This window comes from Rhodospirillaceae bacterium (assembly GCA_002728255.1).
In the GTDB taxonomy this organism is placed as follows: domain Bacteria; phylum Pseudomonadota; class Alphaproteobacteria; order UBA7887; family UBA7887.
The window spans coordinates 57,548-76,719 of record PBWV01000015.1 but is presented as its reverse complement, the minus strand read 5'-3'; the positions used below and the strand labels follow the sequence as shown (position 1 = coordinate 76,719).

The 19,172-nt window shown below is 46.5% G+C and carries 17 protein-coding genes; 10 read left to right on the top strand and 7 right to left on the bottom strand.

What is annotated here, in order from left to right:
• The first annotated feature begins 141 nt into the window (after window positions 1-141).
• The gene (locus CMM32_03980) at window positions 142-3,630 is read left to right on the top strand and encodes an indolepyruvate ferredoxin oxidoreductase (GenBank protein MBT06060.1); all 3,489 of its coding nucleotides are present in this window, start codon (window positions 142-144) and stop codon (window positions 3,628-3,630) included.
• 37 nt (window positions 3,631-3,667) lie between these two features.
• Here CMM32_03980 and CMM32_03975 read toward each other — a convergent pair whose 3' ends face one another.
• A complete protein-coding gene (locus CMM32_03975; protein MBT06059.1) occupies window positions 3,668-4,699 on the bottom strand; it encodes an NADP-dependent oxidoreductase in 1,032 nt (343 codons plus the stop codon).
• A 197-nt stretch (window positions 4,700-4,896) separates the two neighbouring features.
• Here CMM32_03975 and CMM32_03970 point away from each other — a divergent pair, with 197 nt between their 5' ends.
• Window positions 4,897-6,123 (top strand): isomerase, encoded by a 1,227-nt coding sequence (locus CMM32_03970; protein MBT06058.1) that lies wholly within the window; start codon window positions 4,897-4,899, stop codon window positions 6,121-6,123.
• 139 nt (window positions 6,124-6,262) lie between these two features.
• Here the strand turns inward: CMM32_03970 and CMM32_03965 are convergent, their stop codons facing one another.
• Window positions 6,263-7,111, bottom strand: coding sequence for an LLM class F420-dependent oxidoreductase (locus CMM32_03965; protein MBT06057.1), 849 nt, complete (start codon window positions 7,109-7,111; stop codon window positions 6,263-6,265).
• A gap of 193 nt (window positions 7,112-7,304) precedes the next feature.
• On the opposite strand from CMM32_03965, the gene CMM32_03960 reads away from it, so the two are divergent.
• From CMM32_03960 to CMM32_03950, 3 genes are read left to right on the top strand one after another with little or no spacing between them, the layout of a single operon-like run.
• On the top strand, window positions 7,305-7,931 hold the full coding sequence (locus CMM32_03960) for a glutathione S-transferase (GenBank protein MBT06056.1): 627 nt from the start codon (window positions 7,305-7,307) through the stop codon (window positions 7,929-7,931).
• A gap of 31 nt (window positions 7,932-7,962) precedes the next feature.
• Entirely contained in the window at window positions 7,963-8,643 is a 681-nt protein-coding gene (locus CMM32_03955; protein MBT06055.1) for a glutathione S-transferase, read from the top strand.
• A gap of 25 nt (window positions 8,644-8,668) precedes the next feature.
• The gene (locus tag CMM32_03950; protein ID MBT06054.1) at window positions 8,669-9,862 is read left to right on the top strand and encodes a CoA transferase; all 1,194 of its coding nucleotides are present in this window, start codon (window positions 8,669-8,671) and stop codon (window positions 9,860-9,862) included.
• A gap of 24 nt (window positions 9,863-9,886) precedes the next feature.
• Here the strand turns inward: CMM32_03950 and CMM32_03945 are convergent, their stop codons facing one another.
• Window positions 9,887-10,204, bottom strand: a complete 318-nt coding sequence (locus tag CMM32_03945; protein ID MBT06053.1) for an NIPSNAP family protein — start codon at window positions 10,202-10,204, stop codon at window positions 9,887-9,889.
• Between the two features lie 231 nt (window positions 10,205-10,435).
• On the opposite strand from CMM32_03945, the gene CMM32_03940 reads away from it, so the two are divergent.
• The 3 genes from CMM32_03940 (at window position 10,436) to CMM32_03930 (ending at window position 12,708) form a co-directional block, all read left to right on the top strand.
• Window positions 10,436-10,951, top strand: coding sequence for a damage-inducible protein (locus CMM32_03940; protein MBT06052.1), 516 nt, complete (start codon window positions 10,436-10,438; stop codon window positions 10,949-10,951).
• 68 nt (window positions 10,952-11,019) lie between these two features.
• The gene (locus CMM32_03935; GenBank protein MBT06051.1) at window positions 11,020-11,235 is read left to right on the top strand and encodes a hypothetical protein; all 216 of its coding nucleotides are present in this window, start codon (window positions 11,020-11,022) and stop codon (window positions 11,233-11,235) included.
• A complete protein-coding gene (locus tag CMM32_03930; GenBank protein ID MBT06050.1) occupies window positions 11,236-12,708 on the top strand; it encodes a sodium:solute symporter in 1,473 nt (490 codons plus the stop codon).
• Window positions 12,709-12,719: 11 nt separating this feature from the next.
• Here CMM32_03930 and CMM32_03925 read toward each other — a convergent pair whose 3' ends face one another.
• Genes CMM32_03925 through CMM32_03915 form a run of 3 tightly spaced genes read right to left on the bottom strand, consistent with a single transcriptional unit; the run spans window position 12,720 to window position 14,900 of the window.
• Window positions 12,720-13,697: an MBL fold metallo-hydrolase gene (locus tag CMM32_03925; GenBank protein ID MBT06049.1), complete on the bottom strand. Its 978-nt coding sequence runs from the start codon at window positions 13,695-13,697 to the stop codon at window positions 12,720-12,722.
• A complete protein-coding gene (locus CMM32_03920) occupies window positions 13,694-14,512 on the bottom strand; it encodes a quinoprotein dehydrogenase-associated SoxYZ-like carrier (GenBank protein ID MBT06048.1) in 819 nt (272 codons plus the stop codon). The genes CMM32_03925 and CMM32_03920 overlap by 4 nt, the downstream gene beginning before the upstream one ends.
• Before the next feature lie 46 nt (window positions 14,513-14,558).
• Window positions 14,559-14,900 (bottom strand): hypothetical protein, encoded by a 342-nt coding sequence (locus tag CMM32_03915; protein ID MBT06047.1) that lies wholly within the window; start codon window positions 14,898-14,900, stop codon window positions 14,559-14,561.
• A gap of 304 nt (window positions 14,901-15,204) precedes the next feature.
• Between CMM32_03915 and CMM32_03910 the strand changes: the two genes are divergently transcribed.
• On the top strand, window positions 15,205-16,215 hold the full coding sequence (locus CMM32_03910; protein ID MBT06046.1) for an amidohydrolase: 1,011 nt from the start codon (window positions 15,205-15,207) through the stop codon (window positions 16,213-16,215).
• 10 nt (window positions 16,216-16,225) lie between these two features.
• Here the strand turns inward: CMM32_03910 and CMM32_03905 are convergent, their stop codons facing one another.
• The gene (locus CMM32_03905; GenBank protein MBT06045.1) at window positions 16,226-17,782 is read right to left on the bottom strand and encodes a propionyl-CoA carboxylase; all 1,557 of its coding nucleotides are present in this window, start codon (window positions 17,780-17,782) and stop codon (window positions 16,226-16,228) included.
• A 195-nt stretch (window positions 17,783-17,977) separates the two neighbouring features.
• On the opposite strand from CMM32_03905, the gene CMM32_03900 reads away from it, so the two are divergent.
• Window positions 17,978-19,165: a carnitine dehydratase gene (locus CMM32_03900; GenBank protein ID MBT06044.1), complete on the top strand. Its 1,188-nt coding sequence runs from the start codon at window positions 17,978-17,980 to the stop codon at window positions 19,163-19,165.
• The last annotated feature ends 7 nt before the right edge of the window (window positions 19,166-19,172 follow it).

Here is a 19,172-nt window from a genome sequence, read left to right as displayed (position 1 = left end):
CAATATCTTAGGGTCAAATCGACCAATTGCAATTAGTTTTGCGAAGTGGATATTATATTAGTTTGCGGCGCGTCTCAGAGAGGGTTACATTCTCCAGAGGCAAGTTTTAGCTCTTGAGCATTGAATCTGGACCAGGCGGAAATGAGGGAGTTTCTAATGGACGGTAGTAGTCTACGCAGTGTTACCTTGGATGATAAGTACCAGCTAGATAAGGGAAGGGTATTTATTTCTGGAACCCAGGCGTTGGTTAGATTGCCAATTATGCAACGGCAGCGAGATGAAGCGAATGGGCTCAAGACAGCTGGTTTTATCTCTGGTTACCGGGGGTCTCCGATTGGTGGGTATGATAACGCGCTATGGGCGGCTAAATCATATTTGCAAGAACATAATATAACTTTTCAGCCGGGGTTAAATGAAGACTTAGCAGCTACTGCTATCTGGGGAACTCAGCAATTGGAGTTTGTTCCTGGTCGAAAAGTGGATGGTGTTTTTTCTATTTGGTATGGCAAAGGGCCGGGGGTCGATAGATCAGGTGATCCTCTGAAGCACATTAACTTTAATGGAACCCACCCAAAGGGTGGAGTTTTAGTGGTATTCGGAGATGATCACCCAGGGAAATCTTCGTCAATTGGACACCAATCTGATCCGGCATTGGCGGCGAATTCTATCCCAGTTCTGTTTCCAGCAACTATTCAAGAATTTATAGATTTCGGACTTCATGGTATCGCTCTTTCGCGATATGCGTCTGTGGTAGTGGGATTCAAATGTGTTAATGAGACTGTCACCGCAACCTCTACAGTGGAGATTGACCCAGACCGGGTCTCAGTAAATATACCGCAAGGGATGGGAAACCCTGAGGGAGGTATACATATAAGGCCAGAGTACGATCCGCTTGGGCAAGACGTGCGTATGGTGCGGCATAAGCTTCCGCGTGTTCTTGCTTATGCGCGGGCTAACCGCCTTGACAAGGTCGCCTTTGGCCATCCGCGTCCAACGCGCTTGGGGATAGTCACCTCGGGAAAGGCATATTTGGATTGTATCGCCGCATTATATCAGCTGGGTCTTGATGAGGTTAAAGCCAAAGAAATGGGCATCGGCCTGTATAAAGTCGGTATGGTTTGGCCATTAGAACCGGAGGGATTGAAAGAGTTTGCAGAGCAGTGCGATGAATTGCTGTTTGTGGAGGAAAAACGTCCACTTGTAGAGGATCAAGCAAAAGCACTGTTGTATGCCGAGGAGAGGCGTCCCAGCATTTGTGGAAAGCAGGATTTGGCTGGTGCACCGCTGTTGCCATCCGATCAGCAGCTTGAAGCCACCATGGTTGCTGAAGCAATAGCTCGGAGACTAGAGAGTTTGGGTTTAGATGATGAATCTACTAAATCTGCCCATAATGCCGTTCGGAACCGGGTGAACAGAAACTTACCTGCATTAGATAATGGTATCGCTAGGTCTCCGTATTTTTGTTCGGGATGCCCTCATAATACCTCTACAAAAGTGCCGGAAGGCTCCATGGCTCTGGGTGGTATCGGTTGTCATGGTATGGCGGTTCTGATGGGNGATAGAAACACTATCTCTATTAGCCAAATGGGGGGTGAGGGTGTGACATGGGCAGGATTAGCNCCCTTTACGGATACAAACCACATTTACCAAAATTTGGGAGACGGAACATACACGCACTCCGGTTCCTTAGCTATTCGGGCTGCAGTTCAATCTGGAGCTAATATTACCTACAAGATTCTTTATAACGATGCAGTTGCGATGACTGGAGGTCAGCCTGTTGAGGGTAATATGTCTGTTGGAAAAATTGCGCGTCAAGTGCTGAGCGAGGGTGTTACCGGCGTGGCTATTGTGTCGGATCAACCAGAGCAATTTCAGGGTAACCGAGATATTCCTTCAGATGTTGGTGTTTATCACCGCTTAGAGTTGGATTCTGTTCAGAAGAATTTTCGGGAAATAGATGGGACTACTATAATAATCTATGAGCAGACTTGCGCGGCGGAGAAAAGGCGACGTCGGAAACGTAACGAATTTCCAGATCCGCCGAAAAGAGCATTTATCAATCCACTAGTTTGTGAGGGTTGTGGGGACTGTTCGGCGAAGGCAAATTGTGTCTCTATCCATCCATTAGAGACCGAATTTGGCCGGAAGCGGGTGATAGATCAGTCGAGCTGCAACAAGGATTACTCCTGCGTGGAAGGTTTTTGTCCATCATTTGTGACGGTGCATGGGGGTGGGGTAAAACGTGCTGGCATGACTGAGGTGCCCATGGAACTTTTGCGGGCTATACCGGCACCCAAATTTCCAAATGTCGATCGTGATTGGAGTGTACTGATTGCCGGTGTTGGTGGGACTGGAGTAGTCACTATCGGTGCTGTCCTGGGTATGGCGGCCCATTTGGAGAATAAAGGTGCTGCAGTTTTTGATATGACGGGCGTTAGTCAAAAAAATGGGGCTGTATACAGTCATCTAAAGATTATCGAGGATCCTGATACTATGTCCTCAGCCGATGTTGGTCTGGGAGAAGCGGATTTGTTGTTGGGGTGTGATTTGGTTGCATCTGTTGCACCGGTTGCAGTCCGTACGATAGATCCTAATAGGACACGGGTAGTAGTAAACGAGACGTTGACAGCAACTCCACAATTTCAGAGTACTCCAAATATGAATTTGGATGGAGGGTTGCTGCTGAAAGGATTACAAGACCATTCAGGAGTTAATCAAGTGAGTTCCGTAGCTGCGACGCGAATAGCTTTATCGTTAACTGGTGATACCATAGGCGCCAATACGTTCATGATAGGTTATGCCCTCCAGCTCGGCGGTCTGCCACTGTCGGTGGAATCAGTGGAGCGTGCTATAGAGTTAAATGGTGTCGCGGTGGAATTTAATATTCACGCATTTCGGTTGGGCCGGCTTGCTGCCTCTAATCCAGATGGTCTGACTAGCTTGCTCCCAAACCATAACAAAGTAGTTGAGACAGATATTACAGAACAAATAAGCAAACGTGAGTCCTTTTTAAAGGATTATCAGGATTCCAAGTATGCCCTTAGATATCGAAAGCTTATTAATAAGGTGCAAGAAGCAGACAAAAGGCTGGGGTGGAATCGGGATGATTTTTCCCGCGCGGTGGTCCGGTACGCTTTTAAATTAATGGCTTATAAGGATGAGTACGAAGTGGCTCGTTTGTTCAGTGTGGATAATTTTTCGGAACGGGTGAAGGAGACCTTTGAAGGGAATTATAAACTGCACTTCCATTTGGCTCCTCCATTGTTTGCTAGAAAGGACCCAAAAACGGGAAGGCCCCGGAAGAGTGAGTTTGGGCCCTGGATCCGTCATGTTTTTAAGGGCCTTGCAAAATTTAAGGGGCTCCGTGGGACTAAACTGGATCCTTTCGGTTGGACCAAAGAACGGCGGACGGAAAGAGAGATAAGGGATCAGTATTTTTCTGATATGGAGCGTTTGTGCGCAAGCCTGTCAAAGGATAATTACGAAGCTGCTCTTGCGCTAGCGGAGATCCCAGAGCAAATACGCGGGTTTGGCCATGTTAAACTTCAATCAATAGAGGATGCGGTTACAGGAAGGGAAGCCATACTTGCTCGGCTATCGAAAACCGNTTCTCAGGAGCGTGCTGCCTGAGAAAGATTAGCAGATAGGTTCTCTATAAAGAGGGTGTTTATGTCGGGTCGGCAGAGACCCGTATGGAAAGTTTCCCAAAATTATTGCCCTTTAGGAGCCCAATTAGGCTGCTGGGGGCCTTCTCTAGGCCGTCGACTATATCCTCGCGGTAATTTATTTTCCCTTCCTTTATCCATTTTGAGGTTTCCGAGAGAAACTCGGTAAGCTGATCGTCATAGTCCCGGACAATAAAACCTCGCAAGGTTACACGGTGGGTTAACACCCTAAACATTAATTCTGGAAGTCGGTTGGGGCCTTCCGGAAGAGACGTTGCATTGTAGTGTGAGATCATTCCACAAACTGGAACGCGTGCAAACATGTTGAGTAATGGGATAACCGACTGCCATATTTTGCCGCCAACATTTTCAAAGTAAATATCAATACCATTGTGGCAAGTATCAGCTAGTTGTTCAGCAAAGTTTGCATCTTGGTGGTTTAAACAGGCGTCAAATCCTAATTCATTAATGACATAAGNGCATTTCTCGCTGGAGCCCGCAATGCCCACAGCTTTACAGCCCATTATTTTTGCAATTTGGCCAACAAGTGATCCGACTGCTCCGGAAGCAGCTGCCACCACCAAGGTTTCTCCAGCTTGAGGTTTTCCAATGTTTAGCAAGCCTGTATAAGCGGTCATACCCGGCATGCCGAGGACGCCAACAGCTGTTGAGATAGGGGCAAGTGTAGGATCTACTTTTCGCAAGTCTGGTCCTGGGACAACGGCGTAATCCTGCCATCCTGTCCGAGCTACNACTATATCGCCGGTGTTTAGTCCGCTGTAGTTAGACTCAAGGACTTGGCTCACGGTGCCGCCTTCCATGATGCCCCCGAGCGGCACTGGTTCGGCATACGTTTTGACGCCATTCATTCTTCCGCGCATGTAGGGGTCTAGGGAAAGATAGATTGTTCGGCACAAAACTTCATTAGGGCCAGGGTCAGGAATAGCCTTTTCAACAAGGTCAAAGTCACTTTCCTTAGGCTCTCCTACAGGACGAGCAACAAGCAATATTTGGCGGTTTACTTCTGCGGTCATTAGGNAAAAAATCCTTACTAGTTTTAGGATAGTGGNTTGTACTTGTATTTGTACTATAGTATTGCGAATGGAGTAAGAAAAATAAAAACTAGTTTTTGGCGTCTGTCCACCTGCGCCGGCCTGTTGAGGTTTTGAAATATAGTTTGTTGGTGTTTCATGGCTGATATTTTAGTATTTGCAGCGTAAGGGAGAAGCTTGTGAAGATAAAGGATTTAAAAACTTTTGTTGTTGGGAATCCGCCGCCACATCGAGGAGGCCCCTATTTTGTTTTTGTGAAGCTAATTACAGATGATGGAATAGAGGGAATAGGTGAGGCATATGGTGTGCCCTTTAANCCAAAAGTAATTGAGCAAATGATCNCCGATGTGGTTGAACAGCACGTGGTTGGGGCGGATCCATTTCAAATTGAGCGCTTATGGCGCATTGTCTACTCTAGAGCATATGCTCAGCACCCTGACTTTGCTCTTATGGGAGTGCTGAGCGCAGTTGAGACAGCGTGTTGGGATATAATTGGTAAGTCATTAAACCAGCCTATCTATAATTTGTTAGGTGGTCAGGTGCATGAAAAGTTGCGGTCTTATACATACATTTATCCAGAGGCGGATGACTTTGGAAGTGCCGGTTCGGATGAGATAGACCCCATTGAAATAGGCAATGTCTTTGGTGATGCGGTTAAGGCCCCTAAACGGGCGGAGAAGTACGTGGAGCAAGGGTTTACTGCTGTAAAATTTGACCCGATTATGCCTATGTCGGCTTTTGACCCCAGGCAACTCTCCCTCAGAGCATTAAATAATGCGGAGTTGGTGGTAAAAAATATTCGTGAGGCTGTTGGGGATCAGTGTGATCTGCTCATTGGGACACATGGCCAGCCAAATGCTGCGGGGGCTATTCGTTTGGCGGAACGTCTGGAACCTTATCATCCTTTGTGGTTTGAGGAACCAGTGCCACCAGAAAATATGGATGAAATGGCGAGGGTTGCCCGNGCAACCAAGATCCCGGTGGCTACGGGCGAGCGGCTAGCAACAAAATATGAGTTTGCTGCTTTATTTTCAAAGCAGGCAGCCTCTATCATACAACCAGCATTGGGGAGAGTTGGAGGCATACTTGAGGCAAAGAAAATAGCCGGTATGGCCGAAGCTCACTACGTCCAAATCGCTCCTCACTTGTATTGTGGTCCGGTCGAAGCGGCGGCAAACATACAAATTTCTGCCTGCTCACCTAATTTCTTGATACAGGAAAGTATTGAGCGCTTTGATAACTTTCATGCCAAAATCTTGAAGAAACCAATTCAATGGGANTCTGGCTTTATCATTCCTCCGTCTGCCCCCGGATTAGGTGTCGAGCTAGATGAAGAAGTGGCAGAGGCTCATCCTTATGACGGGAGNGCTTTATTCCCAGAGATGGAGGAGCAATACATTCTATAAGTTCTCTACTTTTGGTGCACGCGGTTGAGTTGATCCCACACCTCATGATTCTCTTGNGCCTCGTCTGNTTNTTTTATTGTTTTTCGGAACGGCTAAAGTCTGCTTAGNAATACAAAATTTTAATGGAGAAAAGGGTGGNCTATCCATTCACATCNCGCATGATGNTTGCNGCTTCATCGAGTATTGGCAATATTTCATCAACCTTTTTGGAAGGTAACCGGAACACGGATCGTGTTATTCCATTATCGGCAAACCGTTTGCTCTGGTCTANGTCCGTTGGGCTTCCATAGACGCTAATCCCAAGGCTATCTGGTTCACGTCCGGCTTCGGCCGCCATTTGCCGAAACCGGGACCTTAATTCAATAATATCGCCATCCCGACCCCCTACTGGCATCCATTCGTCGCCAAGAGTTATCGCACGCCTTGCGCCATGCGGGAAACCCCCGCCCACCACAATAGGAGGGTATGGTTTTTGCACAGGTTTGGGTCGGGTGATCATTTCATCAAAATCAACAAATTTTCCGTGATACTCGGCCTTATCATTCTCCCAAATCACCTTCATCGCCTCNATTCTCTCATTCATGAGGTCGCCTCGGGTCTTTGGATCAGTCCCATGGTCAGACATCTCTTCTAAGTTCCAGCCAGCTCCAACTCCAAAAATTGTGCGTCCCCCAGAAATTTGATCNAGAGTAGAAACTTCTTTAGCCGTCTGGATCGGNTCTCGCTGAATTACCAAACANATTCCCGTTGCTAAACGAATTNTGGATGTAACCGAGGCAGCAGCGCCAAGAGCTATAAATGGATCCATTACGTCGTAGTAAGGTTGGGGAAGTTCGCCTCCCCCGGGGAAGGGAGATTTGCGTGAGGTTGGTATATGGGAGTGCTCTGGGATCCACATAGACTCAAACCCGCGCTCTTCCGCAGCTATCGCAAGCTCGGCAGAAGATATTGANTAATCGGTAACGAACATCATTATACCGAAATGCATTATAATTTCCTTCCTTAGTAACGAGTAATCCAGCGCATATTTCCTTGATTATGTGACTATCCCTGTCATTTCAAGTAGAGATGAGGGAATACACCTTCATTACGGCGGGACTTATTTATCTCGTAAAAGTCTTCCAGGTTGCTGACAATCGCTATAGTGGTAAAAATATAACTTTGGCTNCGGGGTTTAGATTATGATTCAAATATGGGGAAGAAATAATTCTCACAATGTACAAAAGGTTATATGGTTCTGTGAAGAGATTGGATTANATTTTAAGAGGGAGGATGCTGGGCTTGAATTNGGCCGTGTTCGGGATCCAGATATGCTGGCTCGTAATCCCAATGCGGTTATTCCAACAATTGAAGATGATGGTTTTGTAATATGGGAGAGCAACGTTATTTTAAGACACTTGGCTAGAAAATATGGTGGGTTAGATTTTTATCCGGAGAGTGTTGAAGTTCGGACCGAAGTGGAGCGCTGGATGGATTGGCAGCAGACCACATTGTTATCACCCATGACCACTATTTTTTGGGGAAGGGCGCGGGCTCCTGATAAGTTTCCCAAAAGTGAGATCGACGAGGCCGTNCAAAAAGCGGAGAGGTTGTGGCAAATTNTTTCTCAGNGGTTAGAGGGTAGGAAGTGGNTTGCCGGGGAGCATATGTCTTTAGCAGAGGTTTCTATTGGGGCGTTGGCTTGGCGTTGGTTTTCTCTGGTCTCAGAAAAAGAGAGAGCACCTAATGATAATTTGGAAGGTTGGTTTAAGGCTNTGTGTNCTCGGCCTGCCTACAAGGAACATGTGATGGCGGTCCCGCTAAAATGAAACTTCTGGAAAAAGGAAAGCGCTGTAATCAATGAGCGACGATAATGAACATAAAATCATGGTTTGGGGTGTGGAGTCAGGTCGATGTATGCGAGTGTACTGGATGGCTGAGGAGCTCGACTTAGACTATCAAATTATTCCAATCACATCGAGATCTGGTGAAACACTTAGTTCGGACTTTTCCACCTTAAATCCTGTCCAAAAAATTCCAGTTTTTAAGTGTGGAGAAACCATTATATCCGAAAGTGCGGCAATAATTATGTACATGGCTGATAAATTTCCCTTGCCTGAGGGGTTTTGTGGCGGCAAGACCCCCGAGATAAAAGCTATCATAAGTCAATGGTGCTTTTTTGTTATGACTGAGTTAGACGCCCATTCATTATACTTAATTAGGAGGCACGATAGCCTACGAGAAGTTTATGGGGAAGCTCCGGAGGCCGTCGCCTCGGCGGAGGAGTATTTTAATAAGCAAATTAATGCAGCCGCAGAGAAAATGACTGGCGATGGCCCTTATATTATGGGATCTAGTTTCTCTATTGCTGACATTCTTTTGACATCGTGTTTAGATTGGGCGGTTGCTTACCAGCTCCAAATTCCACCTAAGATGGAGAGCTACAGACTCCTCGCACATGAGCGTAACGGTTATCAAAAAGCGTTGAAAATTACATATCCAAATGGAATACCGGAAACTATGCTGAGAATAAGCAAGTAGCAGTTAGTGTTGAAAGGTTTGTTTAATGAGCGGTCCATTAACGGGATTTAGAGTATTAGATTTGACTACCATGGTGTCTGGCCCTGTCGCAACGATGATGTTAGGCGATCAAGGTGCGGACGTTATTAANATTGAACCTATTGACGGGGAGTATATGCGAAAGGCTGGTGTTAAACACCNTGGTATGCCCAATGGCTTCCTTTCATGTAATCGGAGNAAGCGGTCTTTATCGATTAATTTAAAATCGGACGAGGGTGTTCATGCGGTTAAGAAGTTATTGGCTAGCACTGATGTCTTNGTTCAAAACTTTCGCCCCGGAGCGATAGAGCGTATGGGCCTAGGCGAGGCGGTNGCNCGCGAAATACGGCCAGATCTTATNTTTGTCTCAATAAGTGGTTTTGGTGAGAAAGGGCCATATTCCCATCAAAGGGTTTACGATCCGATTATTCAGGCATTATCAGGCCTGGCTGACATCCAACGAGACAAGGATAGTGGTAAGCCGAAAATGGTTCGGACAATCATTCCAGACAAAACAACTTCGGTCACTGCTGCACAGGCTATTACGGCTGCCTTGTTGCACCGGGAGCGGACGGGGGAAGGGCAACACATTCGGTTGTCCATGCTTGATACGATGGTTGCATACTTGTGGCCTGAGGGGATGTCAGGCCTAAACTATGTCGGACATGAGGTTGATCCGGCACGCGCTCAAATGGGTTTAGATTTAGTTTTCGAGACGCAGGATGGCCATATTACTGCGGCTGCTGTATCAGATATGGAGTGGGCGGGTCTATGTCGGTCGCTTCGCCGAGAGGAACTTATTAGCGACGCNAGGTANAAAANCCCCGCGGATAGATCAAAAAANCAAACAGAACGACGTCAGATGATCACAGATGAACTGTTGAAATGGAAAACCGATGAAATACTGGAGAGATTGAGGGGAGAAGATGTCCCTTGTGCTCCAATTTTGGACCGCTGGAGCTTGCTTGATGACCCTCAGGTCGAAGAAAATAAGATGATTGAAACGCATAGCCACCCTATTTTGGGTAACGTGCGACAGCCTCGTCCAGCAGCTCGATTTGATCGGAGCCCTGCAAGCGTGGAAAAGTTGGCGCCGTTCCTGGGACAAGACAATGATGCTATTCTCCAGGAGGCTGGATATTCAAAAGAAGAGATCGCGGACTTCTATGAACGGGGTGTGCTCGGGCTCCAGGAACTATAGTAAAGGCTTGCTCCTGCAGGTTTGCTAGGGATGAGGTCCCCAGGGAGAGGCAAGTAGTAGCTTATTTTCTTGAATCCTAATCAGTGGTCTAAATTTGGCAGCAAATGCCATGAACCCCTCATTGGCGTATATTTCTTGCCACATGGCTCGGCGGTCAGCATCGTCTGCAAATTTCCACAAGTGGACAATTTGGTTTAATGCACCGATATCGCCAGTAAAGTAACCAACTAGATATTTTTGGAATGGTTTTAGCGCAGGCCATCCAACGTTGGTGTATAGCTCTATTGCTTCATTAATTTTACCTGGATGTAATGTGTAGGTTCGGAGTTCATAAATTGCCACCACTAATATTCCTTTCGCGATTTGGTTCAGCCGAGTTTAGCTTGGGAGAACCGATAGAGCAAAGAGGCCAAAGTAGAAAGTTTTTGAATATTTTTTGAGTACAAGTTTGGTTCCTGAAGAAGTTCCCAGTTCCTTATTTCCCTAATTCGGGAATACATATAGAATAACATTGGTTACAATGTTTGATAGTTGGATTTTTCTTAGGGCTCGTTGAGCGGAGCAATGGATATAATGCAGGCCAATAATTTGACTGAGATCTCGGCCGATATCGCGACCATATTGGTAGATAAGGAACAAACGCTTTGCGTGGCCGAATCTTCTTCTGGAGGTTTGATCTCTGCCTCTTTGCTAGCAGTGCCTGGAGCCTCTGCTTTTTTTTTGGGAGGCGGGGTTATTTATACTCGGGTAGCTCGCAAAGCTTTTCTGCCTAGCGAAGGTAAATCCCTCTCGGGCCTTCGTTCGGCTTCTGAGCCCTATGCTGCTTGGTTAGCTGAGACAATGTGCATGCGCCTGAAGGCAACTTGGGGACTCTCGGAGACTGGGGCGGCTGGGCCGAGTGGTAATTCCTATGGTGATAATCCAGGTCATAGCTGCTTCGCNGTTTTTGGCCCAACGAAGAGGGTNCTGACCATCGAAAATGANTCTTCGGAGCGNGAAGCGAATATGTGGGCTTTTGCTGAGGCTGGTTTGGTNTTNTTGAGAGACACCTTAAGAAAATCGGGGAAGACTANTTCTGATAATCAATAGCAACTGCATTTGTTAATCAAAAAGGACTAAAGGGGGAGATTATGAAACAGCCAGTTGAGGTCGCAGGCATGAGCCCAACGGGGCGCAACAAACTCTGTTTTATAATTTTCGCCGTCTTCATTGCGTTAGTTATGATTTTTCCAATATTTGGCTTAGCCAACCGTGTGGAACCACGCGTGTTAGGGATGCCNTTTTCCATGATTTGGGTGATTTTTTGGATTGGTGTGGAGTTTGTTGTTCTAGTTGCTTTCTTTTTAAGCGAGGAGAAGAGGGGGGCTAATTAGATGGATACCTGGGTTATAGCGATTGTATCAATGTCAGCATACTTGGTTTTGGCATTTGGCCTTGGTCTTGCTGCTGGACGGGGGAAATCTTTTTTCTCAGTTTCTGAATATGCCGTGGCCGACAGAGGNCTAGGGCTCTTTGTCATGTGGTTCTTGATGGGTGGAACTATATTTTCGGCTTTTGCCTTTCTTGGTGGTCCTGGGTGGGCATATTCCAAGGGTGCAGCGTCCTTCTATATTTTGGCCTACGCTGCTTTAGGTCTCCTACCCTGGTATGTAGTGGGTCCAAAAGTCGCTAGGCTTGGTGCCAAGAACAATTACTTCACAATGGGCGATTTATTAAGACACCGATATGACTCAAAATTACTTGTGGTTCTTGTTGGGATCGTTGCCGTATTGGCATTTATTCAATACTTAACTCTGCAAATCAAGGGAATGGCGTACGTATTCAACGTACTTACGGAAGGCCATATTCCATTCTGGTTTGGGGCGCTTTTATCATACGGAATAGTCGTAATGTATGTAATCACTAGTGGGGTACGAGGTGCTGCCTGGAGTGATGTTTTGCAGGCTATTCTGATGCTTNTGGTTGCGTGGGTGCTTTGTGTTTACCTGGTCCTCCATTTGCATGGAGGGATTGGGCCAATGTTTGACAATGTCCTCAGTATTAAATCAGAAGATTTCTTCATTATTGGTAGCACTGGTTCGTCGATGTCAATTAACGCGTATTCCAGCGCCATAATTGTTTCAATGATAGGTTTTCTGATGTGGCCCCATTTGTTTACCAAGTCATACACAACAACGGAGCGTCGAATTAAGTTAACCGTTATTGCATATCCTATTTTTGCGTTGTTTTTAGTACCGGTTCTGTTAATTGGATTTTCCGCAATAGGTGTTGTTCCTCCAGAAGCAATTGAAAAATCTGATCAAGTTCTCCCGTATCTTATTACCCATGAATTAGGGGGNTCAGGACTTGTATATGGCTTGATCGGGGCAGGAGCCTTGGCGGCGGCAATGTCGTCTGCAGATGCTATTACCCATGGTGCCTCAGTTTCATTGGGCAGGGATGTGGCTGTACCATTGGTGCCTAAGCTTACGGAACGAGCCCAATTAATGATCATGCGGGTGGGTGTTATTCTGGTGGGAACCGCAGCCTATTACCTGGCAATTTTTGGAAACGAAGGATTAATCGATCTACTTCTCGGCGCCTACGGCTCCATTGTGCAGTTTGCCCCAGTTGTGTATGGGGCTCTATTTTGGCGCCGTTCTAACCGATGGGGGGCTATTGCAGGTCTGATTATTGGTATTGGTGTAAACTTTTATTTCCAACTCGTGGCGGACGTAAGACCATTTGATCTACACGCCGGTTTACTTGGCTTGGTTGCAAATATTGTTGTGTTCGTTGCAATTAGTTCTGTGTTTCGCCTTAAACCCGAGGAGCGCGATAAAGCAAACTCGTTTGTCCAAGCTTAATATTAAGCGCGTTAGTTGTTNGGCGGGGNTGAATTGAACTGCTCATCTTCGAGTTGACGAAACAGTGTTGTCATTGACCGCAAGAATTCGCTATTTACTGTCGCTAATTGGTCAAATGGGCTTGGGATTACAGTTGTCATAATTTCGGCTAGAGTCGTTCCTCTGGCGATAGCTTCGCGTGCAGTTTCCTGGAGAAAGGCGAGATATGTTCGGGTGCTGTCGAGTGCCTGGTTCTTTGATAGCAGAGGCCCGTGACCTGGAATAAGATACTCCCAATCTTGTTTTTCCAGTGTGTCCAGGTGATCGATCCAGGTGGAAATATCCGCGTGTGGTATAGTCGCGGCTCTTCCGTTAAAAACCAAGTCACCAGCAAATAGTGTTTTGGTGGTGACGTCATAAATAACCAAATCACCGGGGGTGTGACCACCCTCGTAAGGAATAATTAGGACCGGTCTTTGTCCTAAGTCGATCATATGTTTTTTTTCTAATAGCGATGTGGGTAAATCTACCTCCGTTCCGCCTGTCCAGTCTAAGCCTATCAAGTTTTCCAGATACCCAAGTAAAATGTTTCCCTCTTCAGCAAGGAGATTTTTAGCCCTGGGGTGCATTACGACATTGATGTTGTTTTTCTTAAAAGTATGTATTCCAAAAGCGTGATCGCCATGGTGATGGGTGACAACTGCGTAACGGATGGGAATGGGAGAGGCAGCCTTGATGGCTTCTATCATCTCCTTGGCATACAGTCTCGTCGGTCCAGTATCAATCGCAAGAATTGCTTCTTTTCCAACAATAAAACCTGTATTGACAATATTTGCCCCATTTTCTCGAGAAAATGATTCTTGTTTGCCCCAAAATACGAAGACGTCAGGGGCTATCATGTCTGCCTCTAGTTTGTATCGAGTGGTTTCAGCTTTTACATCGGAAGAATGTGATAGCCCGAAGAGTGCTGCTGTCACGAAAAAAGATATTAGTGATTTGCAGGAGCTCATCTCGCAGTGGAGATCTCTCCTGAGTCAAACTCCAGGCCCATGCTATCACTAGCCATCACCCTTATGTTTTGCTGGAGTTCAGGAACATCAATAGTCACTACTGGGTCGGCTGACATGGCTGCCTGGGTATCGAACTCGAGTAATAAACCTGATTCATCGTGAATGCTGATCCTGTCGATATAGTATGCTGGGATAGACTCTCCACTAGCATCAGTTACAAGGCCTGTGTCCATAGGGTGTGTGATCCGGAATTTGAGCCTGTCGTTTTTGTATATACCGCCATTTTCAAACTGCTTGAGCGCTATTTCTCCCACTTGGGCTACTTCACCGCCAGAATTGCCCCCAGGGGCTGAGCACCCGCCCGGGCTGAGAACGTGGGCTAGTTGTGACCCTACGAGCCATTTTCCGTCAGCAAGCAAAATTGCGGCTCGCACCGGAGTGGAGGTTTCCAGCCTCATTGTTAGGCTGAGCGAATGTACTGGGCGATGTAAGTGTAACCGCAAAACCTGCTGTATTGGATTATTCTCAGCCAGAATAATGACCTCTTTGGCCGGTCCAAGTGTCCGTGGAATCATAACGGTTAAGGGAACTTCGTGGCTATTCTCAATTTCTGGTGGGAGCAAAAGGGTGATTCTTGAGTCAAACTCAACCGCCGTGTCCCCAAGGTATTCTTCCTGTAGATCCAGCCATTTTTCACTAGCTAGCGGATCCAAGGCCTGACCCGCGTTACCAGAATTAGCGAAAAGAATGGAACTTAACAGAGAAAAAATTCCTGCGGTTGCAGACGTTTGCAGGATAACCCTAAGTTTTGCCATTATAGTCCTCTTCTCTAAGGCACTGGTTGATTTTAGTGATTGCAGGCTAATGTGCCACAATAACAAAGAACAAAGCAACTCCTCCTGTAACGCTTTGATGGGTCATGGATACACCAAATTCCGGAAGCATACCTTCTTGTGTTTTCGTTGCTATCTTTTGGATGTCGGCTCGGTCAAACATTAAAGCCATCGAAGGGGGCATTGCTAGGGTCACGGCTATATTATCAGGGAGATCTTGGTCTGAGCTGTATTTTGGGGTTACGTACAAATAAGCGTCATTGGTGTAGCGCAGTTGCATCACATATGTTCCGGAAGTGTTTACAGTGCTCTCAACCGCTCCCTTTTCTGTTAGCTCCATAACACTTTTATTCCATTGGAATTTTGTCATTCCAAAGATCTTTCTTGCGTGTTGCTTATTCAAAATAGAATCGCTGGTTGCTGGGGAGCTAAAGCCAGCTAAGCAAAGTGGAACTATAAGAGATAGTAATATAATGTGCGGAGGTCGCATTACGCTCAATTCATATTATTTGTTACGGGCTGAATTTAATTTTGCTTCGTCCTTGCCTTAATTATAGCGTCTTTTAAGTTGAAGTAGGTTAAAAATTAAATTCATTTGTTGTAGGGCACTTAAAATATTCTGGTATATTTTAGGACGATTCCAAATTTCTGCAGGTTACAGTGGGAGAGACTAAATGCCGATAAATGAAGAATGGCTTGAACAGGTTGTAGAGGAAGCAATTGAGCCAGAATTGCCTATTATCGATCCACACCACCATTTGTGGAACACGGGAAATAGTTACGTGGATAAGCCATACATGGCAGAGGAGCTAACCCTGGATTTAGATTCCGGCCATAATATTTTAGCAACGGTATTTGTGGAGTGCTCTGCTTTCTATCGGGATTCGGGTCCACAACATCTAAGGCCTGTCGGGGAGACGGAGTTTGTTAATCGCGTGGCAAACGAAAGTGCTGAGAATGTCAGTGATGCCCGTCAATTATGTGCGGGCATCGTGGGTCACGCGGATTTAACATTGGGCAAGGAGGTGGATGAGGTCCTCGAGGCGCATTTGGAAGTCGCACCAGATCGCATGAGAGGAATACGGCACTCTGTTCCTTGGGATCCAAGCCCTGATATTAGAGTAAATCGGGAGCCTGGCCTTCTTGCCAATGCCAAGTTTCGGGAGGGGGCTCGCCGTTTGGCTGCCTACAACTTATCGTTTGAAGCGTGGCTATATCACCCACAGATTCCTGAGTTAACGGCTTTTGCAAGGGCATGTCCCGAAGTAACTATTGTGTTTGATCACTTTGGTGGGCCTCTGGGGATAGGCCCTTACATAGGAAAAAGGTCAGAAATTTATCAGCAATGGAAGGATGACGTTACGGAACTTTCGGCGTGCCCCAACGTCTTTGCAAAGTTGGGTGGATTGAATATGGCTATTAACGGCTTTGGGTGGCATAAGAGAATTGTTCCTCCAAGCTCGAACGAGTTGGCTGCCAACAATCATTATTATTTGCATACGATTGATCAGTTTGGTCCTGAGAGATGTATGTTCGAGAGTAATTTTCCAGTGGACAAAGTTTCCTGTTCCTATGGCGTATTGTGGAATTCGTTCAAGAAAATGGTGAGCCATTTGAGTCGAACCCAAAAAGCAGCCTTGTTTCATGATACTGCAGAAAAAGTCTATCGTTTGAGGAGCGATTAGTACCTCTTAGTTAGGGCCGGAGGGTAAACGACGTCGGTCCTAGGAGATTTTTGAGAGTAGGTTGGACCCATTCGAGCCAGTTGCACAACGTTAGTCTCGTTTTTGCAGGATCGACAACATCGTGCATTGAAAAAGACTGGGCTCTTGGCATAGGAGTTTGGGTCCGTGCCAGTTGTTCTTCTAGTTCTTTTCTTTTGGCATCGGGATCTGCAGCAGCTGCGATTTCCTTGTGATAAGCAACAGCTACGCCTCCTTCTACAGGAAGCGCTCCCATTTCTGCCGAGGGCCATGCGATAACATAAGGATCTGCACCATAGTGGGCCGCTTGGGCCACTCCAAAGGAGCGTCTAACTACAACCGAAGCCCAGGGAACAGTAGAGCAAGCAGCTGCAAGAACTGCGGCAGTGCCGTCCCGAATGGTTCCTTCTTTCTCGGCAGCAGACCCTATCATAAAACCGGGTTCGTCCACGAAACAAACAATGGGCAGGTGAAATGTTTCACAAAACTCGATAAATCGCCGAGCCTTCCGTGCACCTGATGCGGTCATGGAACCAGCGAGGTAACGACAATTATTAGCCCAAATCCCAATAGGTATCCCATTTAGTCTAGCTAGCCCCGTTATTTGTCCTCGTCCAAAATTCGAACCAATTTCAAAAAAAGTACTTTGATCTAACACTGCGGATAACACCTTGTACATATCATATAACTGTCGGCGTTCGGTTGGAATTATGGATCTAAGGCTTTCTTCTGAACGTTCGGGGTTGTCCTCGGAGGCTTTGACCGGGGGGAGTTCCCATACGTTTTGTGGTAGATAACTTAGAAACTGTCTTATCTGTTTGAAGGCATCTTTTTCGCTAGTTGCTGAATTATCGATTACTCCGTTTTTGGTATGAACTTGGGAGCCTCCTAATTCTTCTTTGCTCTTCTTTTCGCCTAAGGCCCGTTCAACAACGGCCGGACCGGCTATTAGTACTTGTCCATTGGGGTCTGACATAATCGATAGATGAGCTGCTACGAGCCTGGCAGCCGGTAGGCCTGCGACGGGACCAAGGGCAGTTGTTACAACTGGCACTGCCGCCATAGCCTGAGCTACGACCTTAAACCGGTGTGTCTCATACAGAGGTGTACCGACGGTAGAGTTTGTATTTCCTGTCCCTCCAACGCTACCGCCTCCGCCTTCGTGCAGGCGAACAAGGGGCACTTTATATTGTAAGGCCAAGTGCTCAGCGTAAATACTTTTTCTTAAACCAGCGGCATTTGGAGAGCCGCCTCTGACAGTAAAATCTTCCCCCGCCACAACGCAGCGATTTCCATCGACTTTTCCGAATCCTAGAACAAAATTTGCTGGAGTAAAGGAGATGGGGTTGCCTCGTTCATCCGTCTCGCCAGAGCCAGCATTGGGGCCGATTTCTTGGAAGGTGTCACTATCTAGCAGCAGAGCAATCCTTTCTCTGACCGTTAATCTCCCTTTTTCGTGCTGTCGTTTTACTCCTGGATCATCTCCTCGCTGGTGCGCGAGTTCCTGGATCTGGGTAATTCTTTCTATCTCTGTGTGCCAATCATTCATTTCTGGTTTCTTTATTCATTTTACTGGTTCTTTTTATATTAAAGCGGGCCCATAGAGACAACTCCCAGAGAGCGCAGAGCAAGCTCTATATTATCAAAACTAATAACACATTGACGAATATTGTACCTGTTTTGCAGAATTAACTTATCTTGTTCTTGTTCAAATTTTGCCAATTCTAACATAGGTGACTACATTATGTCTGGACCGCTTGAAGGTTTTAAAATAATTGATTTGACCAGTAACATAACAGGCCCTTTGGCGACCATGACTCTGGCTGACCAAGGAGCGAACGTTATTAAGGTAGAAAGACCGGGGGTTGGAGATCACGTGAGATCCGCCGGGACGGCTGTGAATGGTTTCTCGGCAGGTTTTCTAAATAACAACCGTAACAAGCGTTCAATTGCAATAGACCTTAAATCCAAGCAAGGATTAGAAGTTTTTAAACAGCTGATTCCTGGGACTGATGTGGTTATCCAAAACTTTCGGCCAGGAGTTGCAGAGCGTTTAGGTCTCTCCGAACCAAGCACAAGAAAGATTGTTCCGGATATTGTGTATGTATCAATCAGTGGATTTGGCCAAACTGGTCCATATGCCCAAAGACCAGCCTACGATCCCGTTATACAAGGGCTTTGTGGCTTAGCCACGGTGCAAGCTGGTTCAGATGAAGAACGCCCTCGGCTTATCCGAACCATTTTGCCTGACAAATTGACAGCAATGACAGCAGCCCAGGCAATCTCGGCGGCACTTTTGTCGCGTAGCCAGACCGGTCTAGGTCAACACGTCCGCCTGTCTATGTTGGACACACTCATAGCTTTCATGTGGTCGTCAGATATGAATCAACATACTTTCGTAGATGGGCCGGGTGGATCAGAGACCAAGGCTAGCAAAATTGACTTAATTTATGAGACTGCAGACGGCTTCATGACAGTAGCTGTAAATACAAATCGCGAGTGGGCTGCTTTGACGCGAGCACTGGAACGCCCGGAATGGTTGCATGACCATCGGTTTGAAACCCCGGAACTGCGGGCTAGAAATATCGATGTTCGTTTGGATTTGATCCAGGGAATTTTGTCTACTGCCCCAACAGCGTATTGGGTAGGGAGGTTGGATGAAGAAAGGGTGCCTTGTTCGCCTGTGCTGACAAGGAAAGATATGTTGGATAATGAGCAGGTTAAAGCTAATGATATCATTGTCCAATATAATCATCCCAAGGCCGGAAAAATTCGCCAGGCGAGGGGAGCCGCCAAGTTTTCCATGAGCGATACAAGTAATCCTATGGGGGCCCCAGGTCTTGGGGAGCATTCCAGAGAAATTTTGCTGGAAGCAGGGGTTTCAGAGGGAGAGATAGAGGCTTTAGTTGCGGAGAGAGTGGTGCAAGTTTAAAGTTATG